The sequence below is a fragment of the Rhizobium sp. 42MFCr.1 genome (assembly GCF_000377185.1).
In the GTDB taxonomy this organism is placed as follows: domain Bacteria; phylum Pseudomonadota; class Alphaproteobacteria; order Rhizobiales; family Rhizobiaceae; genus Rhizobium; species Rhizobium altiplani.
Genome location: NZ_KB897869.1, coordinates 16,577 through 34,995, shown reverse-complemented (window position 1 = coordinate 34,995; position 18,419 = coordinate 16,577). Strand labels below are relative to the sequence as shown.

The following is an 18,419-nucleotide window of genomic DNA, read 5'->3' as shown; positions in this document are numbered from 1 at the left end:
GGACAGCTCTGAAGGACATGGCCGCTGAGGGCCAAACCGACAATTCGGATTGCGCCGCGTTGCCTTCCTTCAACCCGGTGAGGATACCGCATGCTCAACCCCTCTTGACGGATGGAATGCGATTATACAACCGAGCGCTACTTCAATGAGAAGTTCGCCGAATACGACCTCACCGCCAACATTGCCTTCAGCTGCGATGACACCTATGCGCTGGTGTCGCTAGTCTCTGCCGGGCTTGGCATCGGCTTTGCCCCGGAGTGGACGCTTGATCTTCCCAATCGCGGCTTCGAGCTGAAGAAGGTAAGCGGGATCGACTTTAGGATCGGGCTTGGCATTGCCTGGAACAGAGAAGATCCAACCGCTGGCCGTGATGATATCGTCGATATTGCGAGGTCGCTGGCAAGGGCAGGGCGGCAATAGTTGTTCACAGTTGGCGCGGCCAGGAACAGCTATTACCTGCCGGTGCCGCGGCTGAGCCGCCCATGCCTTCCTGTCTGTCGATTTTCGGGCTTTCACCCACACCATCCCGTAGCGGCTGTCCTGTCTACCGCTGCCGTTCTGGCCATTCGAGTCTGGACGGGCGATCCAAACCACGGCTCAATAGCCATTGGAACAGGTCGCGGCCTCTATTGGGTCTGGCCTACTGCCAGTGGCGCGCCCTCGCGACCCACAGAGGGCAATCCTCCCCGCTGGGTCAGTATGCCTTCGTCAAGCAGTTGGAGAGGAGGTGGCGCGGTGCGCGAACCCTCCCACCGCTCAGCGCAGATTTATGGGCGACCTGTTGGCCGCTCGTGCGATGCCTCGATAACGATCGGCACATCACCGCCGTGCATCGACATGTCTTTGGCTGCCCGCAGATCGTCGGTGTCGTGGCCCTCGTCAAACTCATCAAGGACTAGCCGAAGGATCGTTGCGGCTTCCTTTTTCTTTCCCAGGTCCGCTTCGAGTGCAGCGAGATCGCACGAGGCGCGCAGTTCCCAACCGCGTGCGCACATCTTTCGGCTGGCGGCGATGGCACCTGCAATGCAATGGCGTGCCTCATCCGAAGCGGAAATCGCCCCCAAAAGGTTCCCCTTTATTCGAAGAAGTTCCGGGCCGTAGCAGAAGTCCCCTTTGGTTTCCACCGATTGGATGGCTTTCTCGACCCGCTCCAACCCTTCGTCGACTTTGCCGAGCGCCGCCAACCCTTTTATCAGCGAGATTTCAAGCATCGTGGTGAAGACCTCATAGGTGGAGGCATGCAGTCGTTCGATGCATCGGCGGAGGCTGTCGACGCCTGCGCTGGGGTCTCCCCGGCGGATAGCTATTTCCGCCTCGAAGCCTCTCGCTACTGACACGTATGGCGAGAGCGAGTGCAGCCCGGCACGCGAAATCAGCCAATCAATGTGCTCTTGTGCACTCTCCAGGTCGCCGCGCCAGAGGAAAACGGCGATGCCACCGAGCAGCGCGATGCAAAGTGTCAACGAATGATCCGCCTCCGCCGCTTCCTTGATCGCTTGCCGCGCCTGGACTGCCGCCTGGTCAGGGAAGCCTTGAAGCCAGAGATTCCTGGCAAGGATTCCGCCTGCTAGCCCGCGTCCCTGGAAACCGACATAGCTTCCCGGCGCGCGGCTGGGAAGCGGATCGCTCGCTAACGCAGCCTCCAGTTCGAGCCTGGCACGGCCAAGTTCGCCGCCGAAGTGCAATGAATTGCCCAGAAAGAAGTGCCCAAGCGAAATCGCGGACGGCTCTTCGGTCGCCTCAGCGACGGAAGAACAGCGATAGGCACACTGGAGCGCCGATTTGAAATCTCCCGTTCGCAGATGAAACATGTTCAATGGGCCGAGGACCTTCAGCTGATCGACCGCATTCCCTCGACCTTCGGCAATCTCCAGACCCCTCGTGAGCGCAGGGAGCGCGTCATGGCCGCCGTGGAGATACATGCGGGAGATTCCAAGGCCAGCCTGAAGATGCATCTCCTCAGGGCTTCCTCGATGATGGTCGCCCATTGCAGAAAGAGCGCGTTCGGACCAGCGCTGGCATTCCGGAAAGAGCGACATCGCCTGAAATACCGGAACAGCCGCGGCAGCCAAGCCGATACCGACATCGACATTGCCGCTGTCGCCGAACGCCCATTCCAGGGCCGCCCGGACGTTATTGATGCCAAGGAAATAGGGCAGCCGTTCGGGGCCGCTCGAGAGCCTTGGCCAGTCCGGGCCAAACTGCTCCAGCCAACGTCGGTAGTACGAGGCGTGGCTGGCAGCCAGGTCGGCAAGATCATCTTCAATCTGGCTATTGAGTGCGTAGGCGCGCGTTGTGTCGAGCAAGCGATAGCGCATCATCGCGCCGAACGAGTTCGCGCTCAGCAGCGACTTCGCAACAAGGCTGTCGATGGCACCAAAGAGTACAGGCCGGTCAAGAGACGGTGTTGCGATCACCTCCCAGGCGGCATCAAGCGTGAAATCGCCAACGAAGATGGCCAGTCTCCGAAGAACGGTGCGATCGAGGTCGGACAGCAGCCCGAAACTCCAGTCGAGCGTCGCCTGCAGGGTCTTCTGACGTGGCGGCGCGTTGCGCGATCCCACCCATGCCAGGGCAAGATGCTGATCGAGCAGGGCAGCCGTCTGGGAGAGGCCATAGGCCTCGACCCGCCTCGCGGCCAGTTCCAGCGCAAGCGCCATGCCATCGAGTTTTCTGCAAATCGCCGCAATGATGCGAGCATCGTCGTCGGTGAGGGACAACGGCACTCCGCTCGCGGCGATGCGCTCGGCGAACATCTGGGAAGCCGGATAGGAAAGAATTTTCTCGGCAGTCATTTCCGGATCGACCGGTGCGCAGGCCAGCGTGTCGAGCTTGTAGATACTTTCGCCTTCAATCCTGAGGGCTTCGCGGCTCGTGACCAGGATGCGGACGTGCGGCGCGGCATCGATTATGCTTGCCGCAAGGTCTGCTACCGTATCGACCAGATGCTCGCAGGTATCGAACACAAGAAGGATACGCTTATCTCTGAGGTAGGCGAGCAAACTGGGGCGCACGTCATCGGAGCCGACGGGTATTCCGAGCATGGACGCAAGCGCGGGCGAAACGAGCGATGGATCGCTTAGCGTCCCGAAATCAGCAAGCACCGCAGCTCCATCGAACGCTCCCGCCAGTTGATTGGCCAATGCTATTGCGACGGTAGTCTTCCCGACGCCTCCACCTCCCACAATGGAAACGACAGGAAATCTCGACAGCCTCTCGGAAAGGTCAAGGATATCACTCTCACGTCCGACCATACGTTCCAAGCGGTTGGGAAGATTGGCGTGCCTGAATTTCACCGCGTCATCACCGGGGACCAGCGCAGCGGACGAGCCTGAAATCGGGGCAACGAAGCAGTAGCCGCGGCCGGGGATGGTGGTGATGTAGCGTGCACCGTCCTGCCCATCGCCAAGGGCTTTACGCAGCCCGGTCATGTGAAAGCGCAGGTTGCCTTCCTCAACGATGACGTCGGGCCAGACCGCCGACATTAGCTCCTGCTTGGTCAGCAGCGTATTGGGAGCCGAAGCAAGAGCGATCAGTAGGTCCAGCGCCCGCGCGCCAAGTTCGACAGGAACCCCTTCCTTTGCGAGGAGGCGCTGACCCACATTCAGACAAAAAGGGCCGAAGGACAGGTCACCTGCAGCATCGCCTGTCGCCCGCGTCATTTCATGCCCCCTAACCAACTCCACCGTGCTGTTTATACTCCAACCTCTTTTTCGGAGCCACGGTGGCTCAACATCCGGTTTGCACACTTCGGGACTTAGACGAGATTGTAGAAGGCATGGATGTTGCCGTGTGTCGCCCGGCAGTATGGGCATTCAAGCCGAGCAGCTTCAACCAAAGCAGATGCAATTTCCCGATTCAGGCCGGGCAGGTAGATATCCAGGCGAACGCCGACGACGTATCCCTGATCGTCGGAGGATAACTCCACATTGGCATATATCCTGACATCCGCGTGAAGCTTGATCCGCCTGATGTCGGCGACATGTTTCAATGAACTTGCGAAACTCGCCGACCAGGCGATTGCGACAAGCTGCTCCGGGTTCGTGCCTAGCCGATTGCCGGCAGGGTTTGAAAGCCTGATATCGAGAGCCCCGTCCGAACTGCGCGCGAATCCGTTCTCTCGGCTGCCAATCGTTTCTGTCCTGGCAGTATGCACATGTTGCATGATCGTACCCCGGGTGAACGAGGGAGGCGCGCGCATATGCGCGCGCCGGACAAAGGTCAGCCAGACTTCCGCAGACTGCGGAACCCGGCCCGCACTTCATCGACAAAAAGCTTGGGCTGTTCCCAGGCCGCGAAGTGACCGCCCTTTGCCACCTTGTTGTAGTGGACGAGGTTGGGGTAGGCGGCTTCGGCCCACTTGCGCGGCGTCTGGTAAAGCTCGTCCGGGAAGACACTAACCGCGACTGGCACCTTGACGCCCTTGGGCGCAAAGAAAGCGAGCTTGTTTTCCCAATAGAGGCGGGCGGCTGATACGCCTGTGTTGGTGAGCCAGAAAAGCGTGACGTTGTCGAGCACGTCGTCCGGGCTGAGACCTTCCTTCTGACCGTCGAAGGAACGGGCGATCAATTCAAGGCTTCGGGCGTCGTGGTCGAGCATGTAGGTCGCAAGCGCGATCGGCGAGTCGGCCAACCCGGTCAGCGTCTGCGGTCGCGTTCCCATCAGGAAGGCGTAATAGACGTGCTTGTAGAAGAAGACGAGCTGGTCGTAGGAACTCCGCTCCTCGTCCGACAAGCCTTCCGGAGCGGGAGCGCCGGCAAAGGATGCGTTGTTGATCTCCACGGGAATTGCTCCCGGCATGTTCGTATGGATGCCGAGCAGTTCGGGTGGCGCTTGCACGCCGATCATGTCGGTGACCACCGCACCCCAGTCGCCGCCTTGGGCGACAAAGTTCTTGTATCCCAGCCGCCGCATCAGGGTAGTCCAGGCGGCCGCAATGCGTTCCGGCCCCCAACCGGTGGCGTCGGGCTTTCCGGAAAAGCCATAGCCGGGCATGGACGGGATGACGACGTGGAACGCGTCAGAGGCATCGCCCCCATGGGCAGTCGGGTCGGTGAGAGGGCCAATGATCTTCAGTTGCTCGACGATCGAGCCCGGCCAACCATGTGTCACGATCAGCGGCAGCGCGTTTTCATGCTTTGAACGAACGTGGATGAAATGGATATCCAGGCCGTCGATCTGCGTGATGAAGTTCGGATAGCTATTGATCCGGGCCTCGACCTTGCGCCAGTCGTAGTCCTTTTGCCAATGCTGGAGGACCTGCTTGATCGTCTTGAGCGGCACGCCTTGCGAGAAATCGCTTACCGTTTCTTTCTCCGGCAAGCGGGTATGGGCAAGCCGGTAACGCAGATCATCAAGATCGGCTTGCTGAACGTTGACCCGGAACGGGCGGATTGCTTCGGGATCGGTCGACGCGATTGAACGCCCAGGAAACACGTTTGCGATACCGAGCGCGGCGATGCCGGTTGCGGCGGCACCCAAAAGTCTGCGTCGATCGAGGTCGATAATTTCGGTTTTGGTGGTGGTCATGGTCTCTCTCCTCGAGAATGGCGGTTGAGAGTCTGCACCGTTGTGCTGCCCGAAAAGCTACGCCGCGGAGCTGCGAAGCTCACGTTAGGCGTTGTTAATCCTTGTTTGTTGGAGGGCTGCGGCAATCAACGTCTAACAACGCCTAACGTGCGATTTCGGTCGTGCGGAAGTACTTCTGTTGGCAGCACAACGGTGCAGACACTCAACCAACACAGAGGAGTTTCGCCATGACACGCAAGGTTCTGTTCACGGGCAAGACGCACAACACAAACGGCCGCGACGGCGGCGCACGCAGCAGTGATGGCCACCTGGACATCAAGATGACACAGCCTCATCCAGCCGCGGAAAACCTGTTCGGTGCCGCCTGGTCGGCCTGCTACATGGGTGCCATCGAGTATGCGGCATCGCTGAAGCACATCAAGCTTCCGGCCGGCGTCGCGGTTGACGCCGAGATCGACCTGAACCTGGAGGAGGGCTCGTACTTCCTCAGCGCTCGATTGAACGTAAGCGTACCTGGTATCGATCCCGCGGTAGCAACCGAGCTGTTGCATGAGGCCCACAACATCTGCCCGTACTCGAAGGCAACGCATGGCAACGTCGATGTTGTGACAACCCTCATCTAACGGAAGCCCCTGGCCTGGCCTGCCACGATGGCAGGTCAGGCAAGCAAATCTTTGATGTAGGAGGCTTCAATGGACAAGGCATTCCGACACCTCGACGCCAGCAGTGATTTCGGCGAACTGCTGGACACGACAAGCTACTCACCGTTGCCCGACGACTGGCTGATTGGCATCACCGACGTCGTCGATTCAACCTCGGCTATTGCCCGAGGGCAGTTCAAGGATGTCAATTACGCGGGCGCTTCGGCAATTGCGGCGCTGGGCAACGCTTTCGGCAGTTTCGATTTTCCATTCGTGTTTCGCGGTGACGGCGCTGCATTTGCCTTCGATCCCGATGTTCGAGAAACAGCGGTCGGGGTCCTGCGGCGCGTCGCAGGCTACGCCCGCGACCATTTGCAGCTCAAACTCAGGATCGGCCTGGTTGCCGTGAAAGACATCCGTGCTGCCGGAAGCGATGTGAAAGTCGCACGTTACGCCGCGTCGGAGACGGCAACATACGCCATGTTCGCCGGCGGCGGGCTGAACTGGGCCGACCGGGAGATCAAAGCTGGAAATCACGCGCTCCTGCCGTGCGAGGAATACGCAACGCCTGATCTGAGAGGGCTTACTTGCGAGTGGGCACCGATCCCCAGTCGGCGTGGCGATATCCTCTCCCTTCTGGTTGAGCCACAGGACAACATCAGCCCCGAGGCCTTCACCATGCTGGCAAGGCGATTGCTTGCCTTACTCGGTGAAGAGGATGGCTCATCACGTCCCGTTCCCGAGGATGTTGTGATCACCAACTCCGTTGCGGATTACCTCGGCGGCAAGGGGTGGACGGACGTCGTTCTGAATTCCGACTACAGGAGGTACGACGATGTCCTTCGCCTGACCCTGGACTGTATGCCGGAGCAGATCAAGGACGTCGAAGCGCTCCTGACGTCGGCGTACGATCGGGGCGAAGTCTACTTCGGCATGCATCGCCAATCTCATGCGCTGATGACCTGCCTCGTGCCAGTCGGTGCTCGAGGGGCCCATCTGCACTTCCTGGACGGTATGGGGGGCGGCTATACCGCCGCGGCCTCATTGCTCGAGGCACAAAGGCATGCGCATCAACGTTGAAGTGAGCGTCAAAACGTCGGCCTGAATCCGAAAATAACAATATTTACAATTGCTAACAGCTCTCGAACATTAGAGATATTCATGACCCTCGACCGTTTCGCTCCCGCTATTTTTGTATTTCTCTGGTCAACTGGCTGGATCATTGCGAAGTACGCGGCTTTGCACTCCGAACCCTTCTCGTTCCTTGTGATCCGCTACGCGCTTTCGGCGGTTGCCTTCTGCGCTATCTCCGTTTTCATCAGGGCGAAATGGCCCAAGGGCACTTTGGCGTGGCGGGCGGTCTATTCGGGTGTTTTCTTGCACGGCTTCTATCTTGGCGGTGTCTGGTGGGCGGTAGCACACGGGGTGCCGGCCGGCATTTCCGGCATCGTTGCCGCCATGCAGCCTCTTCTCACGGCACTGGCGGCCAGCATCCTCATTGGCGAGCGGCTGCGCCCTTCACAGACGGCCGGCCTGGCACTCGGCTTCGTCGGCATCGCTGTCGCCATTTCGCCGAAGCTCATGCAACCCGATGCGTCCGATCTCCTTCACGCTGGCATTCCGCTCGCCGTTAATCTGGTGGCCATGTTCGCTGTCACCTACGGGACGATTTATCAGAAGAAGCACCTTCAAGCTGGTGACCTGACCGCAATTGCGACGTTGCAATATCTTGGTGCGTTGGCCTTGACCGCTCCCTTCGCGCTCGCCTTCGAGACGTTCCGCTTCGATGGCACATTCGAGACCTACGCCGCTCTGGCCTGGTCGGTACTCGGGATATCGGTGGGAGGTATTGCACTGCTTCTTTATTTGATCCGCCGAGGTCAGGTCTCGCGCGCTGCGTCCCTGATCTATCTCTGCCCGCCTACGGTAGCGGTTCAGGCTCTCATCGCGTTCGGCGAGCCACTTACCCCTCCACTGATCGTTGGCACGGTGATTGTCGCCGCTGGGGTTTACCTTACCAATTGGAAGGCACCCCGAGCCGTGAAGGCATGACTTCTTCCTCCACAAAGTCGGTAGTTGACTAGATACCGCAGGAGATCCAATCTCAGCCTCGATTTCGAAACGGCAGAAAATCCCCAGCGCCCGACTAGATTTTGCCAGGTCCTCACCTCGGTCCGTCAGCCTGAGCCTGCGACTGGTTTCTCAGGTTCGGTGCCTTCAGTATTCGGCCGCCATCCGATGCCCAGCAGAGTCTTTGGCGAAAGAGTGGCCGCTTCGGAGGTCTGGTGGCCGAAGGCGACCTGTTTTCGGCTTCCATCAATTTGTCGAGTTGTTGAATGTGATCGAGGCCAATATCCTCGGAAAGTGTGATGGGTACAACGTCTCAAGCGAAATGGCTGCCGGTAGGCACAATCCAAGCTTGAACAAATCTGGGCGGTAAAGAGATGCCTCTTGCAGGCCGATGTGAGCAAATGAGAAAAGGCCCCAAGAAGCGGGCAGGTGCATGATGAAAATCGGGGCTTTGCCACTGGCCGGTTTGACCAAGATCACTCCCACAAGGCTGGGTGATCATCGCGGATATTTTTCGGAAGTATTCAAGGACGGCTGGTTTCGCGAAAATGTCGCGGACGTGACGTTCGTGCAGGAGAACGAATCTCTTTCTGCGACCGTTGGCATTATACGTGGCCTGCATTTCCAGCTTGATCCGTTCGCTCAAGGAAAGTTGGTGCGCTGCCTCGCCGGCCGTATTTTCGACGTTGCCGTCGACATCCGTCTGGGATCGCCGAGCTATGGCCAATGGTATGGGTGCGAGCTTTCGAACGAAAACGGCGAACAACTGTGGATTCCGACAGGCTTTGCCCACGGCTTTGCGACGCTCGTTCCGGACTGCGTCATTTCCTACAAGGTGACGGCTCCTTACAGCGCTGTCAGCGACCGCGGTCTTTTCTGGAACGATCCGGAGATCGGTATCGAATGGCCTGTGCCGGTCGACAGTGTGGTCCTGTCGGACAAGGATAAGGTACAACCAAAACTGGCGGATTTGCCGCCGTCTTTCAAATACTGATAGGCACCACAACGGATGACGAGCGGAGATAATTCATGCGCATTCTCGTAACCGGCGGAGCGGGCTTTATCGGTTCGGCGCTCGTCAGGCATCTGGTGAAGAAGGTCGGCGCCGAAGTGCTCAACGTCGACAAGCTTACCTATGCCGGCAATCTTGCTTCACTCAAGGAAATCGAAGGCGCGTCGAACTATCGGTTCCTGAAGGCCGACATTTGCGATCTTCCAAAGATGTCGGAGGCGATGAATGGGTTCCAGCCGGACCGGATCATGCATCTTGCCGCCGAAAGCCATGTCGATCGCTCGATCAGTGGTGCTGGCGACTTCGTGCAGACCAATGTCATGGGCACGTTCACCCTGCTGGAAGCGGCACGACGTTATTGGAACGCGCTGCCCGCTGATCGCAAGGAGGCGTTCCGTTTTCTGCATGTTTCGACCGACGAGGTCTACGGATCGCTAGGCGACGAGGGACTGTTCGAGGAGGCTACGGCTTACGATCCGTCATCGCCCTATTCGGCTTCGAAGGCAGCGAGCGACCACCTGGCGATTGCGTGGCATCGTACCTACGGTCTGCCTGTGGTCGTGTCGAACTGCTCGAACAATTACGGACCTTACCACTTCCCGGAAAAACTGATCCCGCTGATCATCCTCAACGCCATGGATGGCAAGCCGCTGCCGGTCTACGGCCAGGGTGTCAACATTCGCGACTGGCTCTACGTCGAGGATCATGCCCGCGCGCTCGACCTGATTGCGTCGCGCGGCCGTCCCGGTGAAAAGTACAATGTCGGCGGCCGTAACGAGCGCCGCAACATCGACGTCGTCACCCGGATCTGCGGGCTGATGGACGAATTGCGCCCACAGGCAAAGGCGCATGCCGAGCTGATCACCTTTGTCACCGACCGGCCCGGCCATGATGCGCGCTACGCTATCGATGCCACAAAGCTGGAAACTGAACTGGGCTGGAAGGCACAGGAAGATTTTGACACCGGCATCGAGCGGACGGTGCGCTGGTACCTGGAGAACGAGTGGTGGTGGCAGCCATTGCGGCAGCGCGTCTATTCAGGCGAGCGTCTTGGTGTCTTGAACAGGGGCTGAGCCATGCGCATTGCCGTGACGGGAAAACAGGGCCAGGTCGTCTCGGCCCTTCTGGAGCGCGGTCCGGTGGCCGGTGTCGAGATCGTCGCCGTAGGCCGTCCGGAACTGGATCTCGTAGACCGGGCGTCGATCCGCGCAGTCCTTTCGCAGATCAAGCCGGAAGTGATCGTCTCCGCTGCCGCCTATACGGCCGTCGACAAGGCCGAAAGTGAAGAGGAGCTGGCCTTCGTCGTCAATGCGGAAGGCCCAACGGCAATAGCGGAAGTGGCAAAGGAGCTCGGGGTTCCGATCGTGCACCTGTCGACGGATTATGTATTTTCCGGCGATAAGCAGGGTCTCTATGTCGAAACGGATGCGACTGGCCCGGTTTCCGCCTATGGCCGTTCGAAACTGGCCGGCGAGGAGGGCGTCGCCGCTGCCAATCCCAACCATGTCATTTTGCGCACTGCCTGGGTCTATTCACCCTTCGGCGCCAACTTCCTAAAGACCATGCTGCGACTGGCAGAGACCCGCGATGCCTTGAACGTGGTGGCCGATCAGCACGGCACGCCGACCAGCGCGCTTGATATCGCTGACGCCGTGATTGCCATAGCAACGCGCCTCTGTTCCGATCCAGACCCGAAGCTGCGTGGCGTCTTCCACCTGACCGGAAGCGGCGAGGGGACCTGGGCGGATTTTGCTGAGGCGATCTTCGCTGGCCTGCAGGCCAAGAGTGGCAAGGCAGTATCCGTTGGCCGCATTACGACTATGGATTATCCGACACCGGCAAAACGTCCCGCCAACTCGAGGCTTTCTAACGACAAACTGAAACAGGTCTATGGACTCGTGTTACCCGACTGGAGGCAATCCACACGGGTCGTGTTGGACCGTCTGCTCTAGGGATCGGCGCTTTCGAGCTCCTCCTTACCCATGGAAGGAAAAAGCATGAAGGGTATCATTCTCGCCGGTGGCTCCGGCACACGCCTTTATCCGATCACTAAAGCCGTATCCAAGCAACTCATGCCGGTCTACGACAAGCCGATGATCTACTATCCGCTGACTACGCTGATGCTGGCCGGGATCAAGGAGATATTGATCATCACCACGCCTCACGACAGCGAAGCGTTCAAGCGACTTCTCGGCGACGGCAGCCCGTGGGGGATCTCCATTGAATACGCAGTGCAGCCAAGTCCTGACGGCCTGGCGCAAGCTTTTATTATCGGTGCCGACTTCGTCGGATCGAACCCGTCGGCGCTGATCCTTGGCGACAATATCTATTATGGCCACGGTCTCCCGCAGCTTCTTCGTCCCAGTGCTTCCACGGTCGAGGGCGCGCGCGTTTTCGCCTATCACGTCAGGGATCCGGAGCGTTATGGTGTCGTCGAGTTCGATGACAGCATGAAGGCTCTTTCGATTGAGGAAAAGCCGGCCAAGCCGAAGAGCAACTGGGCGGTTACTGGCCTCTATTTTTACGACAAGCAAGTAATCGACATTGCCGCAAACCTGAAGCCGTCGATGCGCGGCGAGCTGGAAATCACCGACGTCAATCGCACATACCTTGAACGCGGCCAATTGACGGTCGAATTGATGGGCCGTGGCTACGCCTGGCTTGATACAGGCACGCCCGATAGCCTGTTGGACGCGTCCGACTTCGTCGGAACGCTGGAAAAGCGCCAGGGCTTCAAGATCGCCTGCCCGGAAGAGGTAGCATATCGCATGGGTTACATAGATGAGGACCATCTGCAAAATCTTGCCTACGAACTTGGCAAGAGCGCCTATGGCCAGTACCTGGTGAAGCTGACAAGAACCAAATACGACTTTGAATTGTGATCGCGTCGGCCACCACTAGGCGGATAGCAAAGGGTCGAGCGTCTTCGTGGCCGGCCGATCGCGTTGCAGGTTTTGCGCCAGACCTCTCACCCAGATTTCGGGCCTCGGCAGGGCCCAGTGACGCGCCGCTCCTCTCTATAACGACGTCCGCAGAGAAATCGACTGTCTTGACTGGCGAAAGATCGCGCGACACAGCCAATCCGCTCTCAGTTGGTTGGAAAACTATCGATATCTTTCGCTAATCTATTGACACTCGCGCATGACGGCTTACCGACGTAGGCGCTAAGTCAGTGAATGTTAGGGAACTTCATGAAATTCGGCACCAGCGGCCTTCGCGGCCTTGTAACCGATCTTCAGGGCCATGCATCGGCTCTCTACGCAACCGCTTTTGCAAGACACCTGCTGGATGCCGGTTTAGCAAAGGCGGGAGACCGCATTTTTGTCGCTGGCGACTATCGTCCCTCAAGCCCTGACATTGCTGCCACCTGCATCGGAGCACTGGCACGCGCCGGCCTGCAGCCGATCGACTGCGGCGCGATCCCGACGCCGGCGCTGGCGCTTTATGCCATGTCGAAAGGCTGCGCCTCGCTGATGGTCACCGGTTCGCATATCCCTGCAGATCGCAACGGCATCAAATTCTATCGCCCGGACGGCGAGATCGACAAGGCGGATGAGCTCGCAATCACCCGTATCGCGGCCGAGATCGGCGACACGATCGTTGACCTGACCCCTGGCACTGCTCAGAACGAAGAACACCAGGCCATTGAGCTTTTCCTGTCGCGCAACCGCGCGCTGCTGCCGGCCGGCGCACTTGCCGGCCTGAAAATCGGCGTCTACCAGCACAGCACGGTCGCCCGCGATGGCCTGATTGACGTCATCGCCGGTTATGGTGCGGACGTCGTGGCTCTCGGACGGTCCGATCACTTCATCCCGGTCGATACAGAAGCCGTGTCAACGCAGACGATTGAATTTATGCGCGGTTGGGCTGGGGAGTATGGTCTCGATGCTATCGTTTCGGCCGATGGCGACGGCGACCGGCCGCTGGTGGCCGACGAGACGGGTACGCCGCTGCGCGGTGACCTGCTCGGGCTTATCGTTGCGCGCTTCCTTGAAGCAAAGGTCGTTGTCACCCCTGTGACCTCCAATTCCGGCATCGAGGCGGCCGGCAGCTACCGCGTCACCCGCACCAAGGTCGGGTCCCCCTTCGTTATCGAAGGCATGAACAAGGCGACTGCAGCGGGCGAAACGGCGGTGATGGGCTTCGAGGCCAATGGTGGCGTGCTGACGCAGTCGGATTTCGCGGTGGCGAACGGAACGCTCGCCGCTCTTCCGACGCGCGACAGCTTTTTGCCGGTACTGGCGACGTTGTTTCTGGCCAAACAGCTGGCCAAGTCGCTTTCGGCGATCGCTGCCGATTTTCACCTGCCGGTAGCGGCCGCCGACCGGCTCGAGAATTTTGCCGTCGAGACGAGCGCTGCGCTGATGGCGCATCTGCGTTCTTCTCCTGCAAACCTGGCGACTTTCCTAAAACCGCTCGGCGCCGTTGGCTCCGTCAGCGATATCGATGGCCTGCGCGTTACATTGGCCGATCGCACCATCGTTCACTTCCGTCCTTCAGGGAATGCGCCCGAAATGCGCTGTTATGTTGAAGCTGAAGACGAGACGGCTGCTTCCTCGCTGCTTGAAAAAGGCCTTTCGCTTGTTCGCGACTGGGCAAAATCGCAGTGACCCGATTGCCTATTGAAGGTTGAACCCATACAAACACGGTCCGTGCGTACCCGGAGATTACTTATGACCCAGAAGATCATTCCCGTCATCATGGCTGGCGGTAAAGGCACCCGCCTGTGGCCATTGTCGCGATCGAACGCGCCAAAACAGTTCATCCAGGTCGTCGATGAAAAGACGTTGTTCCAGGAAACTCTTGAGCGCGTGACCGACACCGCGGCCTACGAGGCACCTGTCGTCATCACCAACCAGGATTTTCGATTCACCGTGGCCGAGCAGGCCCGCGAAGTCGGCGTTGATCTGTCCGCCATCATCCTCGAGCCGGTCGCTCGCAACACGGCTGCCGCCATCGCAGCCGCGGCTTTCCACTTGAAGCAGAAGTTCGGCGAGGACGCGATCCTCCACCTTCTGGCCTCCGATCACGAGATCGATGCAGGCAAGGATTGGAGCGAGGCGATCGCGACTGCGCGCCAGACCGCCGCATCGGGCAAGATCGTCACATTCGGTATCAAGCCGACCGAGCCTGCCACCGGTTACGGCTATATCGAGCAGGGCGATGCGCTTTCGACCGGCGCGCACAAGGTCAAGCGTTTCGTCGAGAAGCCGCAGCTTGCCGCCGCAGAAGAGATGCTGGCCGCTGGTGGCTTTTTCTGGAACTCCGGCATTTTCATGTGCCGGGCCGACCTGCTCCTGAATGAGCTTTCAAACTATGCGCCCGCCGTGTACGAGGCTGCGGAAGCCGCTGTCGCCAAGGCCACGGTCGATCTTGATTTTGTCCGTCTCGATGAGGCCAGTTTCCAGGCAAGCCCGGATATTTCGATCGACTATGCGGTGATGGAAAAGACCAACAATGCCGCCGTGGTCACCTCGGCCTTCGCTTGGTCGGATCTCGGGAGCTGGGATGCCGTCTGGAAGCTCGGTGATAAGGACGAGAACGGCAATGTCGTTATCGGCCATGCCACCGTCATGAACACCGAGAATTCGCTTGTCCTGTCGCGTGCCTCGCATCTCGCGGTTCAAGGATTGAAGGATGTGGCTGTCATCGCCAGCGAGGATGCCGTCTATGTCGGTCGCCTCGACGAAGCCCAGGAAGTCGGCAAGCTCGTGAAATACCTCGCCAAGGCGAAGGAAACATCGAGCCTGACGGAAACCCACCCGACCTCCTATCGTCCCTGGGGCGGTTATACGTCACTGTTCAATGGCGATCGTTTCCAGGTGAAGCGCCTGTTCGTCTTGCCAGGCAAAAAGCTGTCGCTGCAGAAGCATTTCCACCGTTCTGAACACTGGGTCTGCGTCAAGGGCACTGCCGAAGTGACGGTCGGCGACGAGGTGACGTTCGTGCGTGAAAACGAGTCGGTCTATATCCCGCAGGGCGAGCTGCATCGGCTCTATAATCCCGGGCGTATCATGCTGGAGATGATCGAGGTTCAGACCGGATCTTATCTCGGCGAGGACGATATCGTCCGTGTTTCCGACGAGTTCGGACGGGGATAAACCCCCGACGCTTCCGGCGCGGCGCCATCCTTCCGATTGACGGAGCGGAAGGAGCATCACTGGCCTTCATGGACTCGTTCAAGGGGGCCGTCCGGCTGGGCCGCCCCGCAACATCGACACCTTTAGGGCGTCATCGTCACGGAAAACGGCTGCACTGATTTGCGGCGTTCGTACCTGTGGAATCGGTGCATGCAAGGCTTGTAGCATTGCTGGCGCTTTGCTATTGGCCAAGGGATTTTCGTCTGGAGTTCTTGGTGTCGCAGAGAAGTCTTTCTGTTATAGCGCCGACTTACAATGAGTCGGACAACATTTTGCCTTTCATTGAAAGAGCAAAAGAAGTTCTCGGCCAATTCGACTGGGAGATCATCTTTGTTGACGACAATTCGCCGGACGGCACAGCGGAGAAAGTGTTTCACCTGGCCAAGACAGACCACCGGATTCGGTCGATAACCAGGTTAAGTGATCGGGGCCTTGCCAAAGCCAGTATTCAAGGGATGTTGTCCGCCAGAGGCGAGTTGCTATGCGTTATGGACGTTGATGGCCAGCACGATCCAGCGGTGATCAACGAGATGGCGGAGCGGCTGGAAAGAGAAGGGCTTCACATTGTAAGTGCTGCCCGAAGGCTGGAACGCGATGAGGAAATGGCGGGGCTGTCCCCGCTCAGGCAGAAACTGTCGACTTTCGGTAACTGGTTAAGTGGCATCGTGCTCGGTCGAAAGCTCTCAGATCCACTGACCGGGTTCTTCATCATCAGCCGTGACAGCTTCCTTCAGACCGCGCCACGTCTGGGAGATCCTGGGTTCAAGTTGCTCCTGGATATTCTCCATTCCAACAAGACCTTACGACACGCGGAGGTGCCGTTCGATTTCGGCGTTCGGTTGAGTGGGCAGTCGAAGCTTGACGTTTATGTCATCTGGAAGTTTGCTACCTTTCTCCTCAGCAAGCTGACGGGGGGAGTTTTGCCTGTCAGCCTCATTTCCTTCCTTCTTGTGGGGGGCTCGGGGATCTTTGTTCATTTTGCGGTTCTCTATGCTGCTCTGTCGCTATCGTTTCCGTTTGCCGTCGCTCAGACAGTTGCCACCCTGATTGCCGCCACCGGCAATTTTCTTCTGAACAACCTCCTGACCTTTCGGGACCGCCGTCTGCGAGGATGGGGGAAGCTGTGGGGCTACTTGAAGTTTCTGGGAGTTTCGGCCGTGGGGATCGTCGCAAACGTATCGGCGGCAACACTCACCTATGAGCGGTTGGTTCATGTCGTGTTCGTTGCCACGCTTGCTGGAATTGCCATCGATACGGTTTGGAAATTTGTGATCGCAAACAGGTTCATATGGAAGTAAACGCGACACGCACCGCTGTTGGTGACGAGACGACAGCAGCGATAGCAGCACGAGTGACGACAGTTCTGTGGCTGATCGTGGCCATCGCGATCTGCCTCAAGTTGCTGCTGGATATCGTGCAGCAATCATTCTTCCTTGACGGGCTGATCTACTCAAGCATCGCGCGCAACCTTGCCGAGGGTGTGGGAACCGTTTGGGCGCCACAGTTCTCCAAGACCGTATTTCCAGTGTTCGCCGAGCATCCGCCTCTTATGATGTGGCTGCAGTCCTTTGTTTTTAGATTGTTCGGCGATACCGTGATCGTCGACAAACTCTTTTCTCTGGCGACCTGTGCCGCAAGCTTGGCCGTTATCGTACTGACATGGCGCCGCCTGAGTGGCGCTGACATGGACGCGCGCCGGGCTACTCCAGTCGTTGTGTTTTTTACGATTGTCGCCGGGCGCCTCTCCTGGGGGTTCGCTAACGGAATACTCGAAAACCTTCTTATCGTTTTCACATCGCTTGCTATTTTTTTTGTGGTTGCTGCGTACGATCAGCGCCGGCTTTGGTGTCGGCTAGGTCTCGTTGCTGGAGCCGGCTTGCTGACTGCACTGGCTTTGATGACCAAGGGGCCAGTCGGCCTTTTCCCCCTCGCTGCGCCGGGTATCTATTGGGTAAGCTTTCGTCGCCCGACTTTCCTTGCCGCTCTCGTCGACACCATCATGATTGGTGGAGTGATCCTTGTGGTATTTGGGATCCTGTGGACGATGGAAGGTCCCAGGGAAGCGATCGAACGCTATGTCTCGGTTCAGCTTATGACCAGCCTGTCGGGCGAGCGCGGGCACAACGGCGCCGGGCTAGCAGCAGTCCGCACCTTCGTGCGGGTCAATGCCTATCCGTTGCTTTTGACGGTGATTGTTTTCCTGATCGGTCGCATGGTGCGGCGACCGATCGCTGAGAGAGGCCCCCGGCACGAGAGTCTGCGACGAATTCTGTTTTTTTCGTTGATCGGGTTCTCGGCCTCATTGCCGCTTTTGGCTGGCCCACGCGTGTCCAGTTTCTATTTTAACCCCTCTTTGCCGTATTTCTCCGCAGCCTTGGCGACAGCGTGTGCCCCTGTCCTATTGGGCATGCTCGACACGTTGCCTATTCGCTCGCTGCTGATCGCGCAGTGGATCTTTACGGGAATTCTCGGGCTGTCTCTGTTCTTCGTTACCCTTCATATTGGGCTGCCGGGGCAGCACCAGCCAACAATCGAGATTGCAGAGAGGATTGCTTCGCGAGTTTGTCCGTCTCAGTCGTCTTGCAGTGTCGTGGTTTCGACATGCGGCTCCGTTCACGAGGATTGGCTCCTTCACGGCTATCTCCAGCGGAACTTCCATGTCGCGCTCGACGATCCATCGTCGGCACCACGCGACTATCTGCTCGCGAGTGAAGATTGTGCTGCCGACGTTGCAGCCTACCGCGACGTGGGCGCCAACGTGGCTCCTTACAGATTGCTGAAACTCGGCGAGGGAAGCGTTAGCTCATCACCATAGTGTTGCTTGTGAGATGCGTGTTGCGTCGCTTGCCTCCGGCTTTTTCCCACAGATTAGGTCTTCCGCGGTTGGAATGCTTTGATCCATCGGCGTTTCCAAAGGGGCTGCTATTTTTCAAAGCTTTGTTTATATGGGCGTCGGGCCAGCCGGGCTTGGCGAGGATGCTCGCGCGTATTGAAGAGTGCCGACGGCGGAATGATTGAACAAGACCG

14 protein-coding genes and 1 pseudogene are annotated in these 18,419 nt (G+C 58.6%); 12 read left to right on the top strand and 3 right to left on the bottom strand.

Going from position 1 to position 18,419, the window contains the following annotated elements:
• Nucleotides 1-129 precede the first annotated feature (129 nt).
• Nucleotides 130-420, top strand: a pseudogene (locus C934_RS0129005) (LysR family transcriptional regulator substrate-binding protein); the annotation flags it as partial.
• Nucleotides 421-767: 347 nt separating this feature from the next.
• Here the strand turns inward: C934_RS0129005 and C934_RS0129000 are convergent.
• From C934_RS0129000 to C934_RS0128990, 3 genes are all read right to left on the bottom strand, one after another.
• Nucleotides 768-3,662 carry an ATP-binding protein gene (locus C934_RS0129000; RefSeq protein ID WP_018860025.1) on the bottom strand — a complete coding sequence of 965 codons (2,895 nt, stop codon included), beginning with the start codon at nt 3,660-3,662 and terminating at the stop codon, nt 768-770.
• A gap of 95 nt (nt 3,663-3,757) precedes the next feature.
• Nucleotides 3,758-4,165: an Ohr family peroxiredoxin gene (locus C934_RS0128995; RefSeq protein WP_026372172.1), complete on the bottom strand. Its 408-nt coding sequence runs from the start codon at nt 4,163-4,165 to the stop codon at nt 3,758-3,760.
• A gap of 56 nt (nt 4,166-4,221) precedes the next feature.
• Nucleotides 4,222-5,529, bottom strand: coding sequence for an epoxide hydrolase family protein (locus C934_RS0128990; protein ID WP_018860023.1), 1,308 nt, complete (start codon nt 5,527-5,529; stop codon nt 4,222-4,224).
• 227 nt (nt 5,530-5,756) lie between these two features.
• On the opposite strand from C934_RS0128990, the gene C934_RS0128985 reads away from it, so the two are divergent.
• The 11 genes from C934_RS0128985 to C934_RS0128935 all read left to right on the top strand — a co-directional run bounded on the left by C934_RS0128985 (nt 5,757) and on the right by C934_RS0128935 (nt 18,207).
• Nucleotides 5,757-6,152, top strand: a complete 396-nt coding sequence (locus C934_RS0128985; RefSeq protein ID WP_018860022.1) for an Ohr family peroxiredoxin — start codon at nt 5,757-5,759, stop codon at nt 6,150-6,152.
• Nucleotides 6,153-6,221: 69 nt separating this feature from the next.
• Nucleotides 6,222-7,250, top strand: coding sequence for a DUF3095 family protein (locus C934_RS0128980; RefSeq protein ID WP_018860021.1), 1,029 nt, complete (start codon nt 6,222-6,224; stop codon nt 7,248-7,250).
• 81 nt (nt 7,251-7,331) lie between these two features.
• Nucleotides 7,332-8,222: a DMT family transporter gene (locus tag C934_RS0128975; protein WP_018860020.1), complete on the top strand. Its 891-nt coding sequence runs from the start codon at nt 7,332-7,334 to the stop codon at nt 8,220-8,222.
• Between the two features lie 454 nt (nt 8,223-8,676).
• Nucleotides 8,677-9,234, top strand: a complete 558-nt coding sequence (gene rfbC, locus C934_RS0128970) for a dTDP-4-dehydrorhamnose 3,5-epimerase (RefSeq protein ID WP_026372171.1) — start codon at nt 8,677-8,679, stop codon at nt 9,232-9,234.
• A 35-nt stretch (nt 9,235-9,269) separates the two neighbouring features.
• Complete coding sequence (gene rfbB, locus C934_RS0128965; RefSeq protein WP_018860018.1) at nt 9,270-10,325, top strand: dTDP-glucose 4,6-dehydratase; 1,056 nt, start codon at nt 9,270-9,272, stop codon at nt 10,323-10,325.
• Between the two features lie 3 nt (nt 10,326-10,328).
• On the top strand, nt 10,329-11,204 hold the full coding sequence (gene rfbD / locus C934_RS0128960; protein WP_018860017.1) for a dTDP-4-dehydrorhamnose reductase: 876 nt from the start codon (nt 10,329-10,331) through the stop codon (nt 11,202-11,204).
• Between the two features lie 45 nt (nt 11,205-11,249).
• The gene (rfbA, locus tag C934_RS0128955; protein WP_018860016.1) at nt 11,250-12,134 is read left to right on the top strand and encodes a glucose-1-phosphate thymidylyltransferase RfbA; all 885 of its coding nucleotides are present in this window, start codon (nt 11,250-11,252) and stop codon (nt 12,132-12,134) included.
• Between the two features lie 309 nt (nt 12,135-12,443).
• Complete coding sequence (locus tag C934_RS35375) at nt 12,444-13,862, top strand: phosphomannomutase (protein ID WP_018860015.1); 1,419 nt, start codon at nt 12,444-12,446, stop codon at nt 13,860-13,862.
• Between the two features lie 63 nt (nt 13,863-13,925).
• Nucleotides 13,926-15,353, top strand: coding sequence for a mannose-1-phosphate guanylyltransferase/mannose-6-phosphate isomerase (locus C934_RS35370; protein WP_018860014.1), 1,428 nt, complete (start codon nt 13,926-13,928; stop codon nt 15,351-15,353).
• 254 nt (nt 15,354-15,607) lie between these two features.
• Nucleotides 15,608-16,690, top strand: a complete 1,083-nt coding sequence (locus C934_RS0128940; RefSeq protein WP_018860013.1) for a glycosyltransferase — start codon at nt 15,608-15,610, stop codon at nt 16,688-16,690.
• A gap of 77 nt (nt 16,691-16,767) precedes the next feature.
• Entirely contained in the window at nt 16,768-18,207 is a 1,440-nt protein-coding gene (locus C934_RS0128935) for an ArnT family glycosyltransferase (protein WP_245268042.1), read from the top strand.
• Nucleotides 18,208-18,419: the final 212 nt, after the last annotated feature.